At 62.8% G+C, this 19710-nt stretch carries 14 protein-coding genes and 1 riboswitch; of the genes, 6 read left to right on the top strand and 8 right to left on the bottom strand.

Annotation, left to right across the window (positions count from 1 at the left end; translation table 11 throughout):
- Window positions 1-142: 142 nt before the first annotated feature.
- Complete coding sequence (locus CTR2_RS04940; RefSeq protein WP_087084847.1) at window positions 143-1801, bottom strand: L-lactate permease; 1659 nt, start codon at window positions 1799-1801, stop codon at window positions 143-145.
- A complete protein-coding gene (locus CTR2_RS04945; protein WP_140401076.1) occupies window positions 1779-1967 on the bottom strand; it encodes a hypothetical protein in 189 nt (62 codons plus the stop codon). Before CTR2_RS04945 ends, CTR2_RS04940 begins: the two co-directional genes overlap by 23 nt.
- Window positions 1968-1999: 32 nt before the next feature.
- Here CTR2_RS04945 and CTR2_RS04950 point away from each other — a divergent pair, with 32 nt between their 5' ends.
- Window positions 2000-3178 carry an alpha-hydroxy acid oxidase gene (locus CTR2_RS04950; RefSeq protein WP_087084846.1) on the top strand — a complete coding sequence of 393 codons (1179 nt, stop codon included), beginning with the start codon at window positions 2000-2002 and terminating at the stop codon, window positions 3176-3178.
- A 55-nt stretch (window positions 3179-3233) separates the two neighbouring features.
- Here the strand turns inward: CTR2_RS04950 and CTR2_RS04955 are convergent, their stop codons facing one another.
- From CTR2_RS04955 to nhaA, 3 genes are all read right to left on the bottom strand, one after another.
- Window positions 3234-3992 (bottom strand): tetratricopeptide repeat protein, encoded by a 759-nt coding sequence (locus tag CTR2_RS04955; RefSeq protein ID WP_087084845.1) that lies wholly within the window; start codon window positions 3990-3992, stop codon window positions 3234-3236.
- A 43-nt stretch (window positions 3993-4035) separates the two neighbouring features.
- Window positions 4036-4890 carry a tetratricopeptide repeat protein gene (locus CTR2_RS04960; protein WP_254913439.1) on the bottom strand — a complete coding sequence of 285 codons (855 nt, stop codon included), beginning with the start codon at window positions 4888-4890 and terminating at the stop codon, window positions 4036-4038.
- Between the two features lie 402 nt (window positions 4891-5292).
- On the bottom strand, window positions 5293-6681 hold the full coding sequence (gene nhaA, locus CTR2_RS04965) for a Na+/H+ antiporter NhaA (protein WP_087085238.1): 1389 nt from the start codon (window positions 6679-6681) through the stop codon (window positions 5293-5295).
- Between the two features lie 338 nt (window positions 6682-7019).
- Between nhaA and CTR2_RS04970 the strand changes: the two genes are divergently transcribed.
- Window positions 7020-7952 carry a DMT family transporter gene (locus CTR2_RS04970; RefSeq protein ID WP_087084844.1) on the top strand — a complete coding sequence of 311 codons (933 nt, stop codon included), beginning with the start codon at window positions 7020-7022 and terminating at the stop codon, window positions 7950-7952.
- A 121-nt stretch (window positions 7953-8073) separates the two neighbouring features.
- Here the strand turns inward: CTR2_RS04970 and CTR2_RS04975 are convergent, their stop codons facing one another.
- Both CTR2_RS04975 and CTR2_RS04980 read right to left on the bottom strand, forming a co-directional pair.
- Complete coding sequence (locus tag CTR2_RS04975) at window positions 8074-9504, bottom strand: amino acid permease (RefSeq protein ID WP_087084843.1); 1431 nt, start codon at window positions 9502-9504, stop codon at window positions 8074-8076.
- Between the two features lie 100 nt (window positions 9505-9604).
- The gene (locus tag CTR2_RS04980; RefSeq protein WP_087084842.1) at window positions 9605-10873 is read right to left on the bottom strand and encodes a D-amino acid dehydrogenase; all 1269 of its coding nucleotides are present in this window, start codon (window positions 10871-10873) and stop codon (window positions 9605-9607) included.
- Between the two features lie 171 nt (window positions 10874-11044).
- Window positions 11045-11144: riboswitch (glycine riboswitch) on the bottom strand.
- A gap of 543 nt (window positions 11145-11687) precedes the next feature.
- Between CTR2_RS04980 and CTR2_RS04985 the strand changes: the two genes are divergently transcribed.
- From CTR2_RS04985 to CTR2_RS05000, 4 genes are all read left to right on the top strand, one after another.
- On the top strand, window positions 11688-13208 hold the full coding sequence (locus CTR2_RS04985; RefSeq protein ID WP_003067734.1) for an amino acid permease: 1521 nt from the start codon (window positions 11688-11690) through the stop codon (window positions 13206-13208).
- 196 nt (window positions 13209-13404) lie between these two features.
- Entirely contained in the window at window positions 13405-14622 is a 1218-nt protein-coding gene (dinB, locus tag CTR2_RS04990) for a DNA polymerase IV (RefSeq protein ID WP_254913466.1), read from the top strand.
- A gap of 137 nt (window positions 14623-14759) precedes the next feature.
- Window positions 14760-16316, top strand: coding sequence for a methyl-accepting chemotaxis protein (locus CTR2_RS04995; RefSeq protein ID WP_087084841.1), 1557 nt, complete (start codon window positions 14760-14762; stop codon window positions 16314-16316).
- 74 nt (window positions 16317-16390) lie between these two features.
- Window positions 16391-18742 carry a hypothetical protein gene (locus tag CTR2_RS05000; protein ID WP_087084840.1) on the top strand — a complete coding sequence of 784 codons (2352 nt, stop codon included), beginning with the start codon at window positions 16391-16393 and terminating at the stop codon, window positions 18740-18742.
- 84 nt (window positions 18743-18826) lie between these two features.
- Here the strand turns inward: CTR2_RS05000 and queF are convergent, their stop codons facing one another.
- On the bottom strand, window positions 18827-19672 hold the full coding sequence (gene queF / locus CTR2_RS05005; RefSeq protein WP_087084839.1) for an NADPH-dependent 7-cyano-7-deazaguanine reductase QueF: 846 nt from the start codon (window positions 19670-19672) through the stop codon (window positions 18827-18829).
- Window positions 19673-19710: the final 38 nt, after the last annotated feature.

Genomic DNA, 19710 nt, shown 5'->3' on the forward strand with positions numbered 1-19710 from the left:
CTGGGGTGCCCACTTGATGGGCTGAGAAAGGGGGCGGCGGAAAACCGCCTCAGTCCGGGCCGGAGATACCGAGCGGCCTAGATGGCCTGCTCGGATTCCCCGGGGCGCTCGGTCGAGGCGAGCCGCGAAGCGGCTCGGGGACTCAATTGACCATCAGCTTGAACGGCCAGACATAGGCCTGCATGGTGACGAACAGGCCCATCAGACAGGCCAGGGCAATCGAGTGGAAGAACACATAGCGCAGGATGTCGCCTTCGCGGTTGAACCAGCGTGTGGCGGTCGAAGCCACGACGATGGATTGCGCATCGATCATCTTGCCCATCACGCCGCCCGAGCTATTGGCGGCGCCCATGAGGTTGGGGGACAGGCCCAACTGATCGGCGGCGACCTTCTGCATGCCGCCGAACAGCACGTTGGACGCTGTGTCCGAGCCTGTGAGTGCCACACCCAGCCAGCCCATCAGCGTGCCGAAGAAGGGGTAGAACACACCGGTATTGGCAAAGGCCAGACCCAGGGTGGTGTCGGTGCCCGAGTAGCGTGTCAGCGTGCCCAGGGCCAGCATGAGCACGATGGTCAGCAGCGAGTAGCGCACCAGCCAGGTGGTCTTGAAGAAGGTGCGCACTATGGTCACCGGGTTGTACTTCATGACGAAGGCACTGACGATGGCAGAGAACAGAATGGCTGTTCCGGTGGCAGACAGCAGGTTCAGCGTGTAGACAGCACCTTCCTTGGTCGGCTGGGGCACCACGGGCGGCATTTTCTCGATCAGATTGTGCAGGCCGGTCATGGGGAAAGCGGGGGCAAATAGGCTGTTGAGCCAGGCCTTGACCGGCGGCAGGCCCCAGATGAACACAAACACCGAGAGAATGATCCATGGCGTCCAGGCGGCGATCAGCGCGCTCCTGCTGTGCTTGGCCACAGGCTGGGGCGGCTTGACTTCGGAGGCGCTGACATCCTTGCCACGCAGCGAGGCCGAAGTCCAGATCTTCTTGGGCTGCCAGACGCGCAGGAACAGGATCAGGCTGGCCATGGAAACAATGGCCGCGATGATGTCCACCAGCTCTGGGCCGATGAAGTTGGAGACCAGATACTGAGGAATCGCAAACGACAGGCCGGTGACCAGAATCGCGGGCCAGATCTCCATCATTCCCTTGCGACCGGCAAAGGCCCAGATCAGCCAGAACGGCACCAGCACCGAGAAGAAGGGCAGCTGGCGGCCGATCATGGCGGTCACCTCCATCAGATCGTAGCCATGGACCTTGGCCAGCGTGATGACGGGCGTGCCCAGGGCGCCAAAGGCTACGGGAGCGGTGTTGGCGATCAGCGACAGACCGGATGCCGCCAGCGGCGAAAAGCCCAGGCCGATCAGGATGGCGGCCGTCACGGCCACGGGCGTGCCGAAGCCGGCAGCGCCTTCGAAAAAGGCACCGAAAGAAAAGGCAATCAGCAGCAGCTGGATGCGGCGGTCTTCGGTGATTCCGGAAAGTGAATCCTGCAGCACCTTGAAGCTGCCGTTCTGCTCGGTCAGCTGATGCAGGAAGATGATGTTCAGCACAATCCAGCCAATGGGCAGCAGGCCGGTAAAGCCGCCGAACAAGGCTGCGCGCCCTGCCATTTCGCCGGGCATGTTGTAGACAAAAATTGCAATCAGCAGCGCGGCAATCAGGCCAGCTCCTGCGGCCAGATGGGCCTTCATGTGCAGAAAACCAAGGCCCACCAGCATCACCACGACCGGAATGGCCGCCAGCAATGTGGATAGCCACATATTCGATAGGGGGTCATAGACCTGTTGCCAAACCATCTCTGTTGTCTCCTGCTTGTTGTGATAACAAGGATGGTCGCTGGACGAATAAGCTTGCATACCTAGCATTAGCCCTTGATTTTTCCTGGCTGAAGAAAATTTCAAAACCGGCATAAATCACTTCAAACCATAGCGCACTGCCGATGACGGCGATGAGGGCTACCATCGGGTTCAATTCCAATTACAAGGCTAGAAGTCGTGAGCGATCTTTCCAAAATCACCTGTATCGAAGACCTGCGTGTGGTGGCCAAGCGTCGTGTGCCGCGCATGTTCTATGACTACGCCGATTCGGGCTCTTACACGCAGGGCACGTATCGGGCCAACGAAGACGAGTTCCAGACCATCAAGCTGCGTCAGCGTGTGGCCGTGAACATGGAAGGGCGCAGCACGCGCACCACCATGATCGGCGAGGAGGTCGCCATGCCGGTGGCGATTGCGCCCACGGGCCTGACCGGCATGCAGCATGCAGATGGCGAGATTCTTGGAGCCAAGGCCGCCAAGGCCTTTGGCGTGCCGTTCACGCTGTCCACCATGAGCATCTGTTCGCTGGAGGACATAGCCGAGCACACCGATCGCCATCCGTTCTGGTTCCAGCTCTATGTGATGCGTGACAAGGCCTTCATGGAGCGCCTGATCAATCGTGCCAAGGCGGCCAACTGCTCGGCGCTGGTGGTGACGCTGGACCTGCAGATCCTGGGTCAGCGCCACAAGGACATCAAGAATGGCCTGTCCACCCCGCCCAAGCCCACGCTGGCAAACCTCATCAACCTGGCGACCAAGCCGCACTGGTGCCTGGGCATGCTGGGCACCAAGCGCCGCAGCTTCGGCAATATCGTCGGCCATGTGGATGGTGTGGGCGATGTGTCCTCGCTGTCGTCCTGGACGGCAGATCAGTTCGATCCGTCACTGAACTGGAGCGATGTGGAATGGATCAAGAAGCTCTGGGGCGGCAAGATCATTCTCAAGGGCGTGATGGATGCCGAAGATGCGCGTCTGGCGGCGCAAAGCGGTGCTGACGCACTGGTGGTCAGCAACCATGGCGGCCGCCAGCTCGACGGTGCGCCTTCTTCGATTGCGGCCTTGCCATCGATTGCAGAGGCTGCGGGCAAGGACATCGAAGTCTGGATGGATGGCGGCATTCGCAGCGGTCAGGACGTGCTCAAGGCCCGCGCACTGGGTGCGCAGGGCACGATGATCGGTCGCAGCTTCCTCTACGGTCTGGGTGCTTATGGCCAGGCCGGTGTGAGCAAGGCGCTGCAGATCATCCACAAGGAGCTGGACACCACCATGGCCTTCTGCGGGCACACCAATATCAACCAGGTCGGCAAAGAGATTCTGTTGCCAGGGACTTATCCCAAGCCGTTTGCCGTGATCTGATCCATGTTGTAGGCGGCTTGCTGCGTTGCGAGCTGCCGCGACCTCTGGCCGGAGGTCAGGAGTTGCTGGCCCTGGGCTTCCACTCCTGCACCTGCTGCTGGATCTTGGCCCGTTGCGCCGGCTTCAATTTCTTGGCGATGATTTCCTGCTGCTTGGCCGAATCCTTCTCGCCATCCTTGGCCGCCAGCAGTGCCCAGAAATAGGCCTGGGGCCAGCTTTGCTGAACGCCACGGCCCAGCGCATACATGGAGCCGACGTTGAACTGGCTATTGGCATCTCCTTGCTCTGCCGCAATCATGTACCACTTGAAGGCCTCCTTGCTGTCTTGCGCCACGCCACGGCCATGGTCGTACATATAGCCGAGATTGCTCTGGCTCGAGACATGGTTTTGCGCCACGGCAAGGCGATACAGCCTGACGGCTTCCTCCGGGTTCTCGGCCACGCCACGACCGTCGTCATACATCACTGCGAGGTTGAACAGGCCATCGACATCGCCTTGTTCTGCGGCCAGGCGATACCATTTGACGGCCTCTTCATCGCTTTGCGGCACGCCGCGCCCGCGGCCGTACATCAGGCCGATATTGGACTGGCTCTCGGCGTGGCCCTGCTTTGCCGCCAGCATGAACCACTTGGCTGCTTCCTCATCGTTTTTGGGGGCACCACGGCCAGTGAGGTAGGCGGCTGCGAGTTTGAACTGTGACTGGGCGTCACCGGCCTCGGCTGCTTGCCGCAGGTCGGGCGATTGTGCGACGGCCAAAGTGCTGCAGAGCAGCAAGGCGGCTACGCAAAAGAGACTGCTGAAGGGCTTTTTCATGGCTTGCTTGTCGTTGAGGCGTTGCGGTTGCGAGCGTGCAGATTCAGCGAATTTGCGGCCTGGGTTTCCAGTTGCCGATTCGCGAGTCCTGTGCAGCACGCTCTGCGGGCTTGAGCTTGTGGGCCGCCGCATCGCGCAGCGACACCGTGTCTTCCAGGCCTTGGGCGGCTGCCAGGGCATACCAGAAATAGGCCTGAGACAGGCTGCGTCTGACGCCACGGCCTTCCTCGAACATCGTGCCGAGGTTGACCTGGGCCGTCGCATTGCCTTGTTCCGCGGCCAGGCCCAGCAGTCTGGCCGCTTTCTTTTCGTCGAGCGGCACGCCGCGACCGGTGGCATACATCACGGCGAGGTTGGCCTGGCCCGAGTCATGGCCTTTTGCAGCCGCTATGCCAAACCATTTGGCGGCCTCCTGATCGTTTTGTTCCACGCCGCGGCCGTTGACATACATCAGTCCCAGGTTGTACTGGGCATCGAGAAGGTTTTGCGCTGCAGCGAGCCGATACCACTTGACGGCCTCCTCATCGCTTTGCTCGACGCCACGTCCATCTTCATACATCACGCCCAGGTTGAACTGGCCGTTGGCCTCTCCCTGCGCTGCCGAAAGGCGGTACCACTTGACGGCCTCCTGGTCGCTTTGCTTCACGCCACGGCCCCGGTCATACATCAAGCCGAGATTGCTCTGGCTCAATGCATTGCCTTGTGCTGCCGCAAGACCAAACCAATGAGCGGCTCTCTCGTCGCTTTTTGCCACGCCACGACCTTCCACGTATATCTGGCCGAGATCCAGCTGTGCCTGGGCATCCCCCGCTTGCGCTTTGTGCAGCAGGTCCGCGGGTTGGGCCATGGCCAAGGTGCTGGCCAGCAGCAGTGCGGCAGCGGAGTAAAGGTGAGCCATGTTTTTCTGCATTTTTTCCTGATGTTCTTGAGATAGAGGCGCTGTGTTCGGTTGGCAGCTGCAAAGCTCGCCATCACTTCAGGCTGCCCTGAGGTCTGCCGGTGCAGGGGCGCAGTGAAGCGGTTCGCTGTGCGTGAACGTGCAGGGAGGCCGCACGGCGAAACCACCAATCATCGGGTCCCGGCTGATTCACGCCGGGCCATGGATCGGGAGCCTCTGGAGCACTGGTCATTGCCGTCAATGGAGCAGGCCGATGTGCTGATTGCGGGGCAGAGCGAGGAGCATTCTAGTCATCTAAAAAGCTGCAGCCGCCAGTCGCTCATCGCGCCTGGCGGCTGCAGTTCGTTGATCAGGGACGCTTGTTAGCCCCGAGCCCGACCGGGCATCGTGATCGAGAAGTGCTTATTCGTGCTGCAGGCGCTTGCGCATGGCAAAGCCATAGCCCAGTCCCAGCAAGGCTGCCATGGCCGAGCCGGCCAGAATGCCCAGCTTGGCCGCCCCCAGCAATGAGGCATCCGCGAAGGCCAGGCCGCCGACAAAGATGGACATCGTAAAGCCGATGCCGGCCAGCAGGCCCACCAGCAGCACGCCGCGCCAGTTCAGGCCCTCGGGCAGGCTGCACAGCCCGCTCTTGACGGCCAGCCAGGTGCAGATGAAGACCCCCAGGGGCTTGCCCAGCACCAGGGCCACCAGCACGGCCATGGCCGTGGTCTGCGGTGCGGCAGCGCTCAGGTCGATGCCCGAAAACTGCACGCCGGCATTGGCCAGCGCAAAGATGGGCATGATGCAGAAAGCCACCCATGGATGAAGAATCATGGGCAGGCGCAGAGCGGGCGGCAGCAGGTCGCGCTGTGCGAACTGGGCAGTACGCAACTCCTGCATCAGGTGCTGTGGATCGGGCCGGCCGCTCAGCATCTGCTCGCCGGCCTTGCGCATGGCCGTCTGTGCCGTGATCAGCGGCGGCATGGGGGCGGGGCGGGCAAACACGGGCGTCATCAGACCCAGCACCACGCCTGCCAGCGTGGGGTGAGCGCCGGTCTTGAGCAGGCCGAACCAGAGAATGGCTCCGGGCAGCACATACAGGGGCGCGGCGGCAATGCCCATGCGGTTGAACAGCAGCACCAGCAGCACGCCGGCTGCGGCCACCACAAAGCCCATGGCCTGCAGACCGCCCGAGTAGAAGAAGGCAATGATGAGCACGGCCACGATGTCGTCGATGATGGCCAGGGCCAACAGGAAGATACGCAGTGCACCCGGGATATTGCGGCCCAGCAAGGCCAGCACGCCCACGGCAAACGCGATGTCGGTCGCCGTCGGAATTGCCCAACCGTTGAGCAGCGTCCTGTCGTTGCCCGCCAGGGCCACGTAGATGAGTGCGGGTACGGCCACGCCGCCGATGGCGGCGATCAGCGGCAGACTGGCCTGGCGCAGGCTGGCCAGCGCGCCGTTGTGCAGCTCGCGCCGGATCTCCATGCCCACGACCAGAAAGAACACCGTCATCAGCACATCGTTGACGATGAAATGCAGATCGGTGCTGAAGCTCCATGGGCCAAGCGTCAGCGCGACGGGGGCATGCCACAGTGCAAAGTAGCTTGGCGCCGCAGCGGAGTTGGCCCAGATCAGGGCGGCGGCAGCGGCCAGCATGAGCACCATGCCGGCAAAGGATTCGATATGCAGCAGGTGCGAGATCTGTGCCTGCACGCGCTCGGTGGCAGTTTGCAGCGCGGGGATGCGGGAGGATTTTTGAGATGCAGAGGGCGCAGGGGCCTGCACAAGTGTTTGTGGGTCCATGTAGTGGTGGTGTCTGAGGCCGCCCGCTGACAGATGCACCATGCCTGATGGTGCCGTCTGCATTGCAAGACGACGGTGCGCTGGCGGCCCGACCTGCGCATGAACATTCACCTGCCATCGCCACCTTGTGTGACGGGCACCCGGCTGAAATTGTAGCTAAAGACGCAGCAATGGTCTGGATATGGGGTTTATTTGCGCGGAAAGAGACCTCGCCATCAGGACGGTTGCCTCTCGCGCTTAGCGTCACCTTGCCTCAAGCGGGTGGGCTGCACGAATCGCGTCAGCGCCGTCCGGCAGCCGGCGCTATGCTGGCGCGCTAACGAAAGAGAAAGCGTGTCATGTCGGGCATAGGAATGGAATATTTGTGGGTGGGCGTGGTGCTGTTTGCGGCGGCGGCGCAGACGGTGCGCAACACGGCCCAGCGCTCGCTGACGGCGCAGGTCGGCACGCTGCCGGCCACGCTGGTGCGCTTTCTCTACGGCCTGCCGTTTGCCGCCATCTATCTGCTGGCGCTGTATGCGCTGGGCGATCCGTCCCTGGTGCTGCCGAAGTTCAGCGCCGCCTATCTGGGCTGGATTGCGCTTGGTGCCTTCTTTCAGGTCGCGGCCACGGCTGCCTTGCTGGTGGCCATGAAGGAACGTAACTTTGCCGTGGCGGTCACGTTGTCCAAGACCGAGGTGCTGCAGGTGGCCTTGTTTGCCGCCATGTTTCTGCACGAGCTGCCGACCCGCCTGGCGCTGCTGGCCATGGTGCTTGCCACCGTGGGCGTGCTGATGCTGTCGCTGCCGCCGCGCGGGCAACTGTTCACGTTCTCGGCCTGGACCAGCAAATCCTCGGTCTACGGCCTGATCTGCGGCGCCTGTTTTGCGCTGGCCACGGTGGGCTTTCGCGGCGGTGCGGTCGAGATCGCAACATTGGGCGTGAGCTCGCCCTGGCTGTCCGGGGCCTGGGGCGTGCTGATCGCGCAGACCATGCAGTCCGTCGTCATGAGCGCCTGGATTGCCAGAACCCATGAGCAGGGCCTGCGCCCCATCTTCAAGGCCTGGCGCATCTCGCTGCTGGCCGGCAGCATGGGCGCTGCGGCCTCGCTGGCCTGGTTCACCGCCTATGCCATGCAGGGGGCGGCCGCCGTGCGCACCCTGGGCATGGTGGAGGTGGTGTTCAGCTATATCGTCTCGCGCAAGGTGTTCAGCGAGAAGCTCTCATTGACGGAAAAGCTGGGCATGGCGCTGATGATGCTGGGCCTGGTGCTGATCTGTCTGCAGCTCTGATTTCAAGAGCTTCCCGCGCTTTCCTGTGCTCGTTTTCAAAGCTAAAAGTCCTTGAAATGAACTATGAGAAGGCGCAAGAAGCTTCTGAATCAATAGCGTGCCACCGCGGCTGTGCTGCGCCTCAGGCGGCTTGCTGTTGCGCTTGCGCCAGGCGTTGGCGTTGCTCGGGCTTGACCGCGTAGAGCCGGTAGCCGATCGTCAGCAGCGCAAACCACAGGGGCGCGATATATAGCGCCACGCGGGTGCTGGCATCCAGCGACAGGCAGACCAGCACCACGGCCAGAAAGGCCAGCACAAACCAGTTGGTGAACGGCGCGCCGGGCATGCGGTAGGCCACGGCTGCGGCATGACCCAGCCTGACGGCGCGGCGATAGCGCAGATGGGAAAAGACGATGATGCCCCAGGTCCAGACGGCACCGATGGTGGCAATGCTGGTCACGTAGATGAAGGCCTCCTCGGGCACCAGATAGTTCAGCACCACGCCAAGCAGCATGAATGCCGCAGACATCACAATGCCGGCCGCAGGCACATGGCGCGCATTGACACGGCCCAGCCTGGCGGGCGCCTGTTTGAATTGCGCCAGCGTATAGAGCATGCGGCCCGTGCTGAAGATGCCGCTGTTGCACGAAGAGGCTGCGGCGGTGATGACCACGAAGTTGATGATGCCGGCAGCGGCGGGAATGCCCAGCTTGTCGAAGACATGGACGAAGGGGCTCATGTCGGGGCTGAGCTCGTTCCAGGGCACCAGCGACATGATGACGACCAGGGCGCCGATATAGAAGATCAGAATGCGGTAGACGATGCTGTTGGTGGCTTTGGGCAGAACTTTTTCGGGCGACTCGGCCTCGCCGGCCGTCACGCCTATCAATTCCACGCCGGTATAGGCGAAGCAGGCTATCTGCAAGGTGAAGACCACGCCCACCATGCCCACGGGTGCAAAGCCTCCATGTGACCATAGGTTGGTGAAGCTTGCCGTCTGGCCCAGCGGTCCCCAGCCCGTGGTGATGATGGCCACTCCCAACACCAGCGTGGCAACAATGGTCACGACCTTGATCAGCGCGAACCAGAATTCCAGCTCGCCGAAAACCTTGACCGCAATCAGATTCACGCCCAGCAGCACGGCCAGGGTGGCGAGCGCCGGAACCCATTGCGGAATGGCCGGAAACCAGTAATGGGTGTAGATGCCTATGGCGGTGAGCTCCGCCATGCCCGTCACCACCCAGGTGAACCAGTAGGTCCAGCCGGTGACGAATCCGGCCCAGGGGCTGACATAGGTTTCGGCATAGGTGGCAAAAGAGCCGGCCACCGGGCGGTGCACCAGCAACTCGCCCAGTGCCCGCATGATGAAGAAGATGGCCAGCCCCGCGATGGCGTAGCTGACCAGCAGCAGCGGCCCGGCCTTGTGGATCGCCTTGGCCGAGCCCAGGAACAGGCCCACGCCGATGGCGCCACCCAGGGCGATCAGCTGGATATGCCGGTCCTTGAGGCCGCGCTCCAGCTCCCCTGTCTGCTGCAGCGACTCCCTGGCTGCGCTTGGATGATTTCGACTCATGTTGTATGTCTCCGTTTTGCCATTCACACGGCAACAGCTGTCCCTCACGGGGCGCTGCGGCTGCCGTGTCTGGCTTGTTGATGAGGTTTTCAGGTGGTGGTCAGGCGCTGGCGGTGGTCAGCGTGGCCGGTCGGGGCTGCCTGCTGGCGCTGCCCATGGAATGCAGCACGAGGTCGCCGACCATGTCGGCGGTGACCGCCGACAAGGTCCAGCCCAGATGGCCGTGGCCGGTGTTGTAGAACACGCAGGGCTTGTTGCCAGGGCCCACGCGCGGGAGCATGTCCGGCATCATGGGGCGCAGGCCCGCCCAGGGCACGACGCTGCGCGTGCTGACGCCCGGGAAGCACTGCTGAACCCATTCGATGAGCGGGCGGATGCGGTCGGCACGGATGTCCTTGTTGTAGCCGTTGAACTCCGCCGTACCGGCAACTCGGAAGCGATCATCACCCAGGCGGCTGGTGACCAGCTTGGTCTCGTCGTCCAGCAGGCTCACCACGGGGGCTGCGGCGCGGCTGGCTTCGTCCGGCAGATTGACCGTGATGGAATAGCCCTTGACCGGATAGATGTTGACGCTGTCGCCGAGCTGGGCAGCCAGGGCGCGGCTGGCCGTGCCTGCGCAGACCACCATGGCGTCGAAAGTCGAGGTCTCGGTTTCCAGACCCTGGCGCACGGTCACGCTGGCCTGTTTGCCATTGCTGTTCACCGACACGATTTCCTGGCCGTAGCGGCATTGCACGCCCAGTCGCTCGCAGGCGGTAGCTAGGCCGCTGGTGAACTTGTGGATGTCGCCGGTGGAGTCGCTCTCGGTGAAGTAGCCGCCATAGAAGGTTCCGGACAGGGTCGGCTCTATGGACCGCATTTCCTGCGGTGTCACGGCGCGGCGCTCCAGACCGCCCTTGGCCAGCAACTGGGAAACCTTGCCCGCATGTTCAAAGCCTGCTCGGTCGCGGTAGATATGCAAGATGCCTTTTTGCTTCAGATCGAAGTCAATGCCTTCGCTGGCCGCCCAGTCAAACAGGTGCTCGCGTGCCGCAATCGCCAGCCTGGCGGTCTCCACGGTGTTTTTCTCGTAATGGGGGATGGCAGAGAGAAACTGGCAGAACCAGGAAATCTTGTGCCAGCTGGGCCTGGGGTTGAGCAGCAGCGGAGCATCGCTCTTGAGCATCCACTTGAGGCCCTTGACGATGGTGGACCAATGGGTCCAGACCTCGGCGTTCGAGGCCGAGAGCTGGCCGCCATTGGCGAACGAGGTCTCCATGGCGGCATAGCGCTGCTTCTCGAACAGGGTGACGGAAAATCCGCGGCGTGCGAGGGCGTAGGCGGTGGTCACGCCCGTGATGCCACCGCCGATGACGGCGATTGTCTTCATGATTCAGATTCCAGAAACGTCAAGGGTGGAGCCCGTGCGCAACATGCGCAGCGGACGCCCCCTCTGTTCTGGACCTGAGAGATTCACGAGGCAGCACCATGGGGCGCTGCTCGCTTGCTCCTTCGGTATGCCCGGCGGACGATGACGTCCAGACATTCTTCAGAGTGTGTGAAAGCGATGCCGATCCTTTGGCCTGAGAGTTTCCGGGGCGGTTGCTCCTTCGGCGCTGCATGCGCCAAGTTTGCGCTGCAGTCTCTCTCGGCATCACTAGGCTGAGAGCCTGTGGGCAAATGTAGGAAGAACGGCGGCGCCTGGATATACGGGTTTTCTAGACTTCTACACCAGGGCCCAGCCATGGCTGCTCATGTCGGGTTCATGCTATTTGATAGCGCTTTACGCCTATCTTTCAAGGAAATATTGATTATTTGTCTATGAAAATGAATCTATTAAAGCGCGGCTTGCTTCTAAATTCATAGCGATAGACGCTGTCAAGTGCCGCCGAGCAGCCCCAGAGTCAGCCCCTGCATTGGCATGGCGGGCTATGGTCGGCGGTGGATTTGGGCAAAATATCGTCTTTGCCTGTCAATGGGCCCGGCGATATCACCGCTTTGCCATTGAAGCGCCCGACTGGGGTGGCTGCCGATTCAGGATGCAACTGGCCTATCCGCCATGGCGTTCTGCTGTCATGGCTTCGTTCCTTTGTCCTTGTTGCCCGCGACCGTCATGGTCGCCTTTTTGCGTTGCCTGTCGCAGCGCCTGCGGGATGGTTGGGTGTTTTGTCCGGATGGGCGCAAACCATTACAACAAGACATTTATGTCCCAACCCAACTCAAGCCAGCAGCTCGCGCCGACTGGCGATGGTGACGATAACCAGCCCCGCTTGCACCGGGTGCTCAAGCAGCGCCACCTGAGCATGATCGCCATTGGCGGCGCCATCGGAACGGGCCTGTTTGTGGCCTCCGGCTCGGCCATCGCCCAGATCGGCCCCGGCGGTGCCGTGCTCACCTATCTGCTCATCGGCATCATGGTCTACTACATCATGACCAGCCTGGGCGAGCTGGCCGCCTTCATGCCTGTGGCCGGCTCTTTCTCCACCTATGCCTCGCGCTATGTGGATCGCGGCTTCGGCTTTGCGCTGGGCTGGAATTTCTGGTTCAGCTGGGCCGTGGTGGTGGCGGTGGATCTGGTGGCCTCGCAGCTGGTCATGGCCTACTGGTTTCCCGATGTGCCGGGCATCCTCTGGAGCGGTCTGTTCCTGCTGCTGATGGTAGGGCTGAACGCGTTTTCCGCGCGCGGCTTTGCCGAGGCCGAGTACTGGTTCGCGCTGATCAAGGTGCTGGCCGTGGTGGCCTTTCTGATCACCGGCGTGCTGATTCTGTTCGGCATCATCAGCAACGGCCATGTACCCGGCTTCGAGAACTGGACCACGGGCGATGCGCCATTCGTTGGCAATTTCGCGACCTTTGTGGGCGTGGCCATGATCGTGGCCTATTCCTTCCAGGGCACGGAGCTGGTGGGCGTGGCGGCGGGCGAATCCGAGAATCCGCGCGAGAACGTGCCGCGCGCGATCCGCCAGGTGTTCTGGCGCATCCTGCTGTTCTATGTGCTGGCCATTGTCGTCATCGGCTTTCTGATTCCCTATACCGATCCGCAGTTGCTGCGCACCGATGTGGCCGATATCGCCGTGAGCCCGTTCACGCTGGTGTTCCAGCACGCAGGCCTGCTGTCGGCGGCCACGGTGATGAATGCGGTGATCCTGACCTCGGTGCTGTCGGCTGGTAACTCCGGCATGTATGCGGCCACGCGCATGCTCTACAACATGGCGACCGAGGGCAATGCGCCGCGCATCTTCTCCCGGCTGACCCAGAACGGCGTGCCGCTGGTGGCCTTGATCGGCAGCACGCTGGTCGCCAGCCTGTGCCTGTTCTCCTCGCTCTACAGCCCGCAGGCCGTCTATATCTGGCTGCTGAATCTGGCCGGCATGACGGAGTTCATCGTCTGGCTGGGCATTGCCGTCAGCCACTACCGCTTCCGTCGCGGCTATGTCATGCATGGTCACGATGTGGGCCTTCTGCCCTACAAGGCCGGCGCCTTCCCCTTCGGTCCCATCTTTGCCTTTGTACTGTGTCTGGTGGTGACGCTGGGCCAGAACTATCAGGCCTTCCTGGAAGATCGCATCGATTGGGGTGGCGTGGTGTCGACCTATCTGGGTATTCCGCTGTTCCTGCTGTTCTGGCTGGGTTACTGGCTGGTCAAGCGCAAGACCTGGGTCAGCTATGCAGATATGCGCTTTGACGAGCTCGAAGACATCAAGCAGGGCAAAGTTTCGTCCTGAGGCGGCTTGAGCCTTCCCTTCTCTGTTCGGGAGGGGATGGCAGCAGGGCCGGGGGTGCGCTGCTTGCCGTTTCCCGGTGCCTGTGTGTTTGTTTGGCGCATGGCTGCCGGTTCCTGCCGGCGCAGGCAAAATCGGCACTGTGAGCGATCTTCCCACCAGCCCCGATTCCAGGCCCAGGCGCATCGCGCATCTGGACATGGATGCGTTCTACGCCTCCGTGGAACTGCTGCGCTACCCGCAACTCAAGGGGCTGCCGGTGGTGATCGGCGGCGGGAGGCGCAGCTTTGACGAAGAGCTGCTGGCGCGGCATGCGGGGCGGCCGCTGTCCGAGATCCCGGTGGCGGACTTTCCGCTGCTGCGCGATTACACGGGGCGCGGCGTGATCACCACGGCCACCTATCCGGCACGGCAGTTCGGTGTGGGCTCGGCCATGGGCATGATGAAGGCCGCCAGGCTGTGCCCGCAGGCGATTCTTTTGCCCGTGGACTTTGGCGAGTACAGGCGCTTTTCGCGGGCCTTCAAAGAGATCATCGTGTCGATTGCTCCGCTGATGGAGAACCGCGGCGTGGACGAGGTCTACATCGACTTCACCGACGTGCCCGGTGGCCAGCGCGAAGGCGGACGCGTGCTGGCCCGGCTGATCCAGAAAGCCATTTTCGATGCCACGGGCCTGACCTGCTCGGTCGGTGTGGCTCCCAACAAGCTGCTGGCCAAGATGGCCAGCGAATTCAACAAGCCCAACGGCATCTCCATCGTCCAGCCCGAAGATCTGCAAAGCCAGATCTGGCCGCTGGCCTGCCGCAAGGTCAACGGCATAGGGCCCAAGGCCGATGCCAAGCTCAAGAGCCTGGGCATAGAAACCATTGGCCACCTAGCCGCGCAAAGCCTGCCGCAGCTGCTGCACTGGTTTGGCAAAAGCTATGGCCACTGGCTGCACGAGTCGGCCTGGGGGCGGGACGAGCGTGCCGTGGTGACCGAGAGCGAGCCGGTTTCCATGAGTCGGGAAACCACATTCGAGCGCGATCTGCATGCCGTACGCGACAAGGCCGAACTGGGCGCGATCTTCACGGACCTGTGCGAGCGTCTGGCAGAGGATCTGCAGCGCAAGGGCTATGTGGGGCGCACCGTGGGCATCAAGCTGCGCTATGACGATTTCAGGATCGCCACGCGGGACCAGACCCTGAACCTGCCTATACAGGATGCGGCAGCCATCCGCCTGGCCGCGGGCCAATGCCTCAAGCGCGTGCCGCTTGGCAAGCGCATCAGGCTTCTGGGCGTCAAGGTCTCGGGCCTGATTGCCGAGCAGCTCTGGCAGGCAAGTGCCGGCGATCCTGCGGCTCGCGAACTGCTGCTCAGACCTCATGGTTTGACCTCGGTCAAGCATTCGGATCCCTATACCGCATCTCTGTTCTGAGCCTGGGGGCTCGGGAATCATCACTGTGCGATGATCCAAGTGTGAATTTGTGTATCTGGTTAACCAGCTGTCGACGGGATGCCTGATCGCTCACTCTCGAACAAAAACTAAACAGGCTTATTGGAGGAGTGCAAAGCATGCGCCTGAACCTGCCGGTATCTCAACAAAACTACGACTTTCCAGGTGATGAGTTGCTGGTCTCCAGCACCAACACCAAGGGCGAGATCACTCATTGCAACCCGGCCTTCGTGCGTGTCAGCGGCTATGCCTACGAAGAGCTGATCGGCCAGCCGCACAATCTGATTCGCCACCCCGACATGCCGGCCGCTGCCTTCAAGGATATGTGGCGCACCATTGCCCATGGCTATCCCTGGACGGCACTGGTCAAGAACCGCCGCAAGAACGGCGACCACTACTGGGTGCGCGCCAATGTCACGCCCATCATGGAGGGCGGCAAGCCAAGCGGCTATCTTTCGGTGCGTACCAAGCCTTCGGCCAGGGAAGTGGCCGAAGCCGAAGCGCTGTACGCGCGCATGCGCAACGAGGAAAAGCAGGCCCGGGCCAGCTTCCGCCTGCGCGCGGGCGCGGTGCGCCGTCTGGGGCTGATGGGCTGGTGGGATGGTCGCAAGGATGTGGGCCTGGTGGCGCGCATGGCCTGGTTGCTGGCCATCATGGCCTTGATCGCCATGCTGCCCGATATGCTGGGTTGGCAGGGTGCAACTGCCTGGGGCTGGCGTGCTGCAAGCCTGGTGGCGGGCGGCGCATTCGTGCTGTGGCGCTTTCAACGGCGCTGCGTGGCGGGACTGGAGGAAGCCAGCCGCTTTGCGGCCGATGTGGCGGCCTGCAATCTGAGCACCGAATGCAGCCAGAGCTACAGCGGTGCCGTGGGGGCGCTGATGCTCAGGCTGCAGCAGATTCAGATCAATCTGCGCGCCGTGGTGGGCGATGTGCGCACCGAGGTGCAGGGCTTTGCCCAGACCGCCCATGAAATCGCCCAGAGCAGTTTCGATCTGGCGGGGCGTACCGAATCGCAGGCCACCAGCCTGCAGCAGACGGCGGCCTCGATGGAGGAAATTTCGGGCACCGTGTCGCAGACGGCCGATACGGCACAGTTCATGGCTGGTGCCAGCGACGAGAGCAGCAAGGTGGCCAGCCGCAGCGGCGCGGCCATCAGCGAAGTGGGACTGGCCATGGAGCATATCCGCGGCTCCTCCACCCGCATGAGCGAGATCATCGGCGTGATCGAAAGCATTGCCTTCCAGACCAATCTGCTGGCACTGAACGCGGCCGTGGAAGCGGCGCGGGCCGGCGAGCAGGGTCGCGGCTTTGCCGTGGTGGCGGGCGAGGTGCGGGCACTGGCCCAGCGCAGCGCCGAAGCGGCCAAGGAGATCAGCGTGCTCATCAACCGCACGGTCGACGGCATCAATGACGGCAATGCGCGCATGCGTGCCGCGGGTCAGACCATAGACGGGATGGTGCAGGCCGTGGACAAGGTCGGCTCCCTGGTGCACCAGATCAGCATTGCCACGCGCGAGCAATCGATAGGCATCTCGCAGGTCAACGAGGCCGTGGCCCAGCTCGACTCGGTGACCCAGCAGAATGCGGCTCTGGTGGAGCAGTCGACCAGTGCCGCGCAATCGCTGCGCCAGAGTGCCAGTACGCTGGAGCGTTCGGTGGACGTGTTCCATCTTTAGGCTTTTGCCACATTGCTCTGAAAAGGCAGCCGCGGAGCTGCCTTTTTCACATCGGCTTTCGGTAGGATTGCGGCATGAGTGTTGTGCTGACCCTGATCGCCATTGCGGCGCTGGCCCTGTGTTTGCTGATCTGGCTGATATCGCGTTTGCGCGCTGACGCCAGACCCGAGTCGTCTGCAACTGCCGGGCAGGAGGCCGATCAGCCTGCGGGCCAGGCCAGAGCCCTGCCGGAGGCGGCGGCGCAGACGGCCTCCGGCCAGGAGCTTTCGGCGCAGGCGGATATGGCGTCAGAGGCCAGCAGGGATGTGAATTTTCGCCCCCAGGGCGAGCGCGGCATGGGCGGTCCCATCTATGGCGATGTGCTGTGTGCGGACGGCGTCTATCTGCCCCATGTCTGGGAGATGGACATGCACACCTCCTATGACGGGCGCTGGCTGCGCACGGGCTTTTATGACAGCGAGACCGCCCATCTGGTCGATCGCAAATCACGTCGTAGCTGGGTGATCAGCAAGCCGGAAGGCGAGTTGCTGGATGCCATCCACTGGCGCATGCCGCGCTGGAGCGGCGAGAGCATCAACGAAAGCGGCATTGCCGACGACGCGCATGTGATCATGTCCGATGCAAGCTTCGAGGCTTGGCTGGGCGAGCATATGGCTGCGCAGCCGCAGTCCCTGCTGCAGGTGGTGGATCTCTGGGTGCCGGCAGACTGCCTGCCGGCCGAAGTCGCCCGGCCCATGCCGACTCTGCCGCAACCGGCTCAGCCCACCCCGGTGCCGCCGGTGACACTGCAGCGCCACTGGCCGGCTTCGCTGCGCAAGCTGCGCTACCCCATGGCCCCGCTGCAGAATCCGCACTGGCAACTGATGCTGGGTGAATCCGCCCAGCCCTGGGTGCTGGACGAGAGCCACAGCATGGTCTGGCGTGCCGATGCCCAGGCCTTTGCGCTCTATGCCTATCCCACTCAGGGCGATGCCAGCCAGGCCAGCCTGCGGCTGGCCGTCTGGACCATGGAGCGCGGCTGGCAGCAATGGCCGGAGTTGATGCCCGAGGATCGCAAACCCTGGGCGCTGGGCCTGGCCTGGTCGGGTGATGAGCAGGAGTCCGGTGTCTTGCCGCTGAGCTGGCTCAATGAGCTGCTGCTGCAGAAAGTGCAGCTCGATATGCCCGAGACCGAGCGTCTGCACGATGGCACCAGCATCAGCTGCGCCATGAGCGAGGTGGATGTCTGCGTCGCCCATCAGCGCGATGGCCAGCCCATCATCAAACCCTCGCTACCCGTGAGCTTCGACTGGCTGCGTGATCCGGCGCAGCCCGCGCTGTGGCGCGCGCAGAGTGAGCCGCTCAAGGGCCAGCGCCTGATCTGGACCCTGTCCAAGCCTGCCAGGGAGGAGCTGGGCGAAACGGCGGCCTACAACCTCCAATGGGGCGAGCGCCATCTGCCCGGCACCTGGGCGCTGGAGCATGTGATCGTGCAGGGGCGCTGGGCGATTCTCATGCCGCACGGCCGTGCACCGATTCGCGGTGGAAGCGGCAGCCTGCAGGTCTGGGACGGGGAGCGCCTGCAAAGCGTGGACCTGCCCTGGCCCGTGGTGCGGCTGGCCGCTGTTCCATCCGTCAAGAGCGGTATGGCCGCTCGCATGCGCGTGCTGGCGCTGACGGCCAGTCTGGCGGACAAGGACTGGGACCCCGCCACCGCATCCTGGCGCTGGCCTTTGCAATCCGTATCAGCCAGTCATCTGGCAAGACCCGACTGGCGTCCGCTTTACTCAGAGCGCGAGCTGGCGCCCGATGCGCAAGGGCGCTGGCAATTGCTGCCGCGCTGGCGCGAGGTGAGACAGATTCAGCACCCCTGCTCCGACGGCGACTATGTCTGGCGTGACGAGGTACGCGGCGACACCGTCTGGTGGTGGGGTGGCGTGAACGAGCGCGTCAACCACTATTGGCAGCATGATGAACCTCGCAAGGACGGCGTGATCATGACGCGCAGCGGCCTGGCGTTTTGCGGCGTCGGGCCCTGCGCCTGTCCCCATCCTTCAGGTGAAGGCTGGGCCTTGCTGGAGCCCGTGGAGACACGCTATGGCGAGCTGGGGCAGTGGCAGCTGCACTGGCTCAACCCCGTGGAAAAGGAAGTGCGTACGCTGGCGATCAAGGCGCGCATGCCGGTGCTGCAGGGCTGGGATGCTCAGGGCCTGCATTGGCAGGATCTGCCCTTGCCCGATGCTGAGTTGCAGCAGGGCGGGGCGAACGCGGTTCAAAAGTCTCGGACAGAGTCGGCGGCGTCGCGTCAGCTGGTGGTGGCGCAGACCTGGCAGCGTGCTGCCGTCGAGCCTCTGCGCCAGGGCATGAACGGGCTGTGGCTGCGCATTCAGGATCTGCGTTATGCCGAGGCTTTGCTGGGGCAGGATGACTGCCCTTGGAAGGGTTGATCCTCCTGAGCCGCTTTGCGGCTTCTCCCTGAGGGGCAGCAGCCTTGGGACGGGGCTGCTGCCTTTGATTGGGTCGTGCCGGTGCTACTGGCGTGCCGTACGCACATTGGCGGGCAGGGCGCCCGGGTGGCTGGTACGGAAGGGGTTGATGTCCAGGCCGCCGCGGCGTGTGTAGCGGGCGTAGACGGCCAGCTTGATGGGTTTGCAGCGAGTCCAGATGTCCATGAAGATGCGTTCCACGCATTGCTCATGGAATTCATTGTGGTTGCGAAAGCTCACCAGGTACTGCAGCAGACCTTCCTGGTCGATTTGCGCGCCGCTGTATTGAATCTGCACACTGCCCCAGTCGGGCTGGCCGGTGACCAGACAGTTGCTCTTGAGCAGGTTGCTGACCAGGGTTTCGTTGACGGGGGCTTCGTCGTGGTTGGCGCGCAGCAGCTCGGGAGCCGGCGTGTACTGGGTGCACTCCACATCGAGGCGGTCCAGCAGTAGACCGTCCAGCTCATGCACTTGCTGGGCATCGAACTGGTCCGCCTGCAGCAGCCGCACGCCCACGCTGCCCTTTGCCTCGCTGCCGCGCCAGGTGGCCTCGGACAGATCGGTGCGCAGGCGCGCCAGCACCTCGCTGGCGTCGGCAAAACGGGTGTTGTTGAAGCTGTTCAGATACAGCTTGAAGGACTTGCTCTCGATCAGGTTGGGCGTTTCGCAGGGGATGGTGAAATGCGCCAGCGCTACCTGGGGCTTGCCGCGCAGATTGAGCCAGGAAACTTCGAATGAAGTCCACAGATCGGCGCCAAAGAACGGTGGGTTGATGGCGGCGCCGATTTCCTCGCGCTTGGTCAGGCGTGGCAGGGGAAAGAGCAGGGACGCGTCGTACTGGTCCACATAGGCCGAGCTTTTGCCCAGCTGCGATTGTTCAGGGGTGTGCATGATTCAAAAACAAAATGGCCAGCAGTAGAAAAGATAGC

This window comes from Comamonas thiooxydans (assembly GCF_002157685.2).
Lineage (GTDB): Bacteria > Pseudomonadota > Gammaproteobacteria > Burkholderiales > Burkholderiaceae_C > Comamonas > Comamonas testosteroni_H.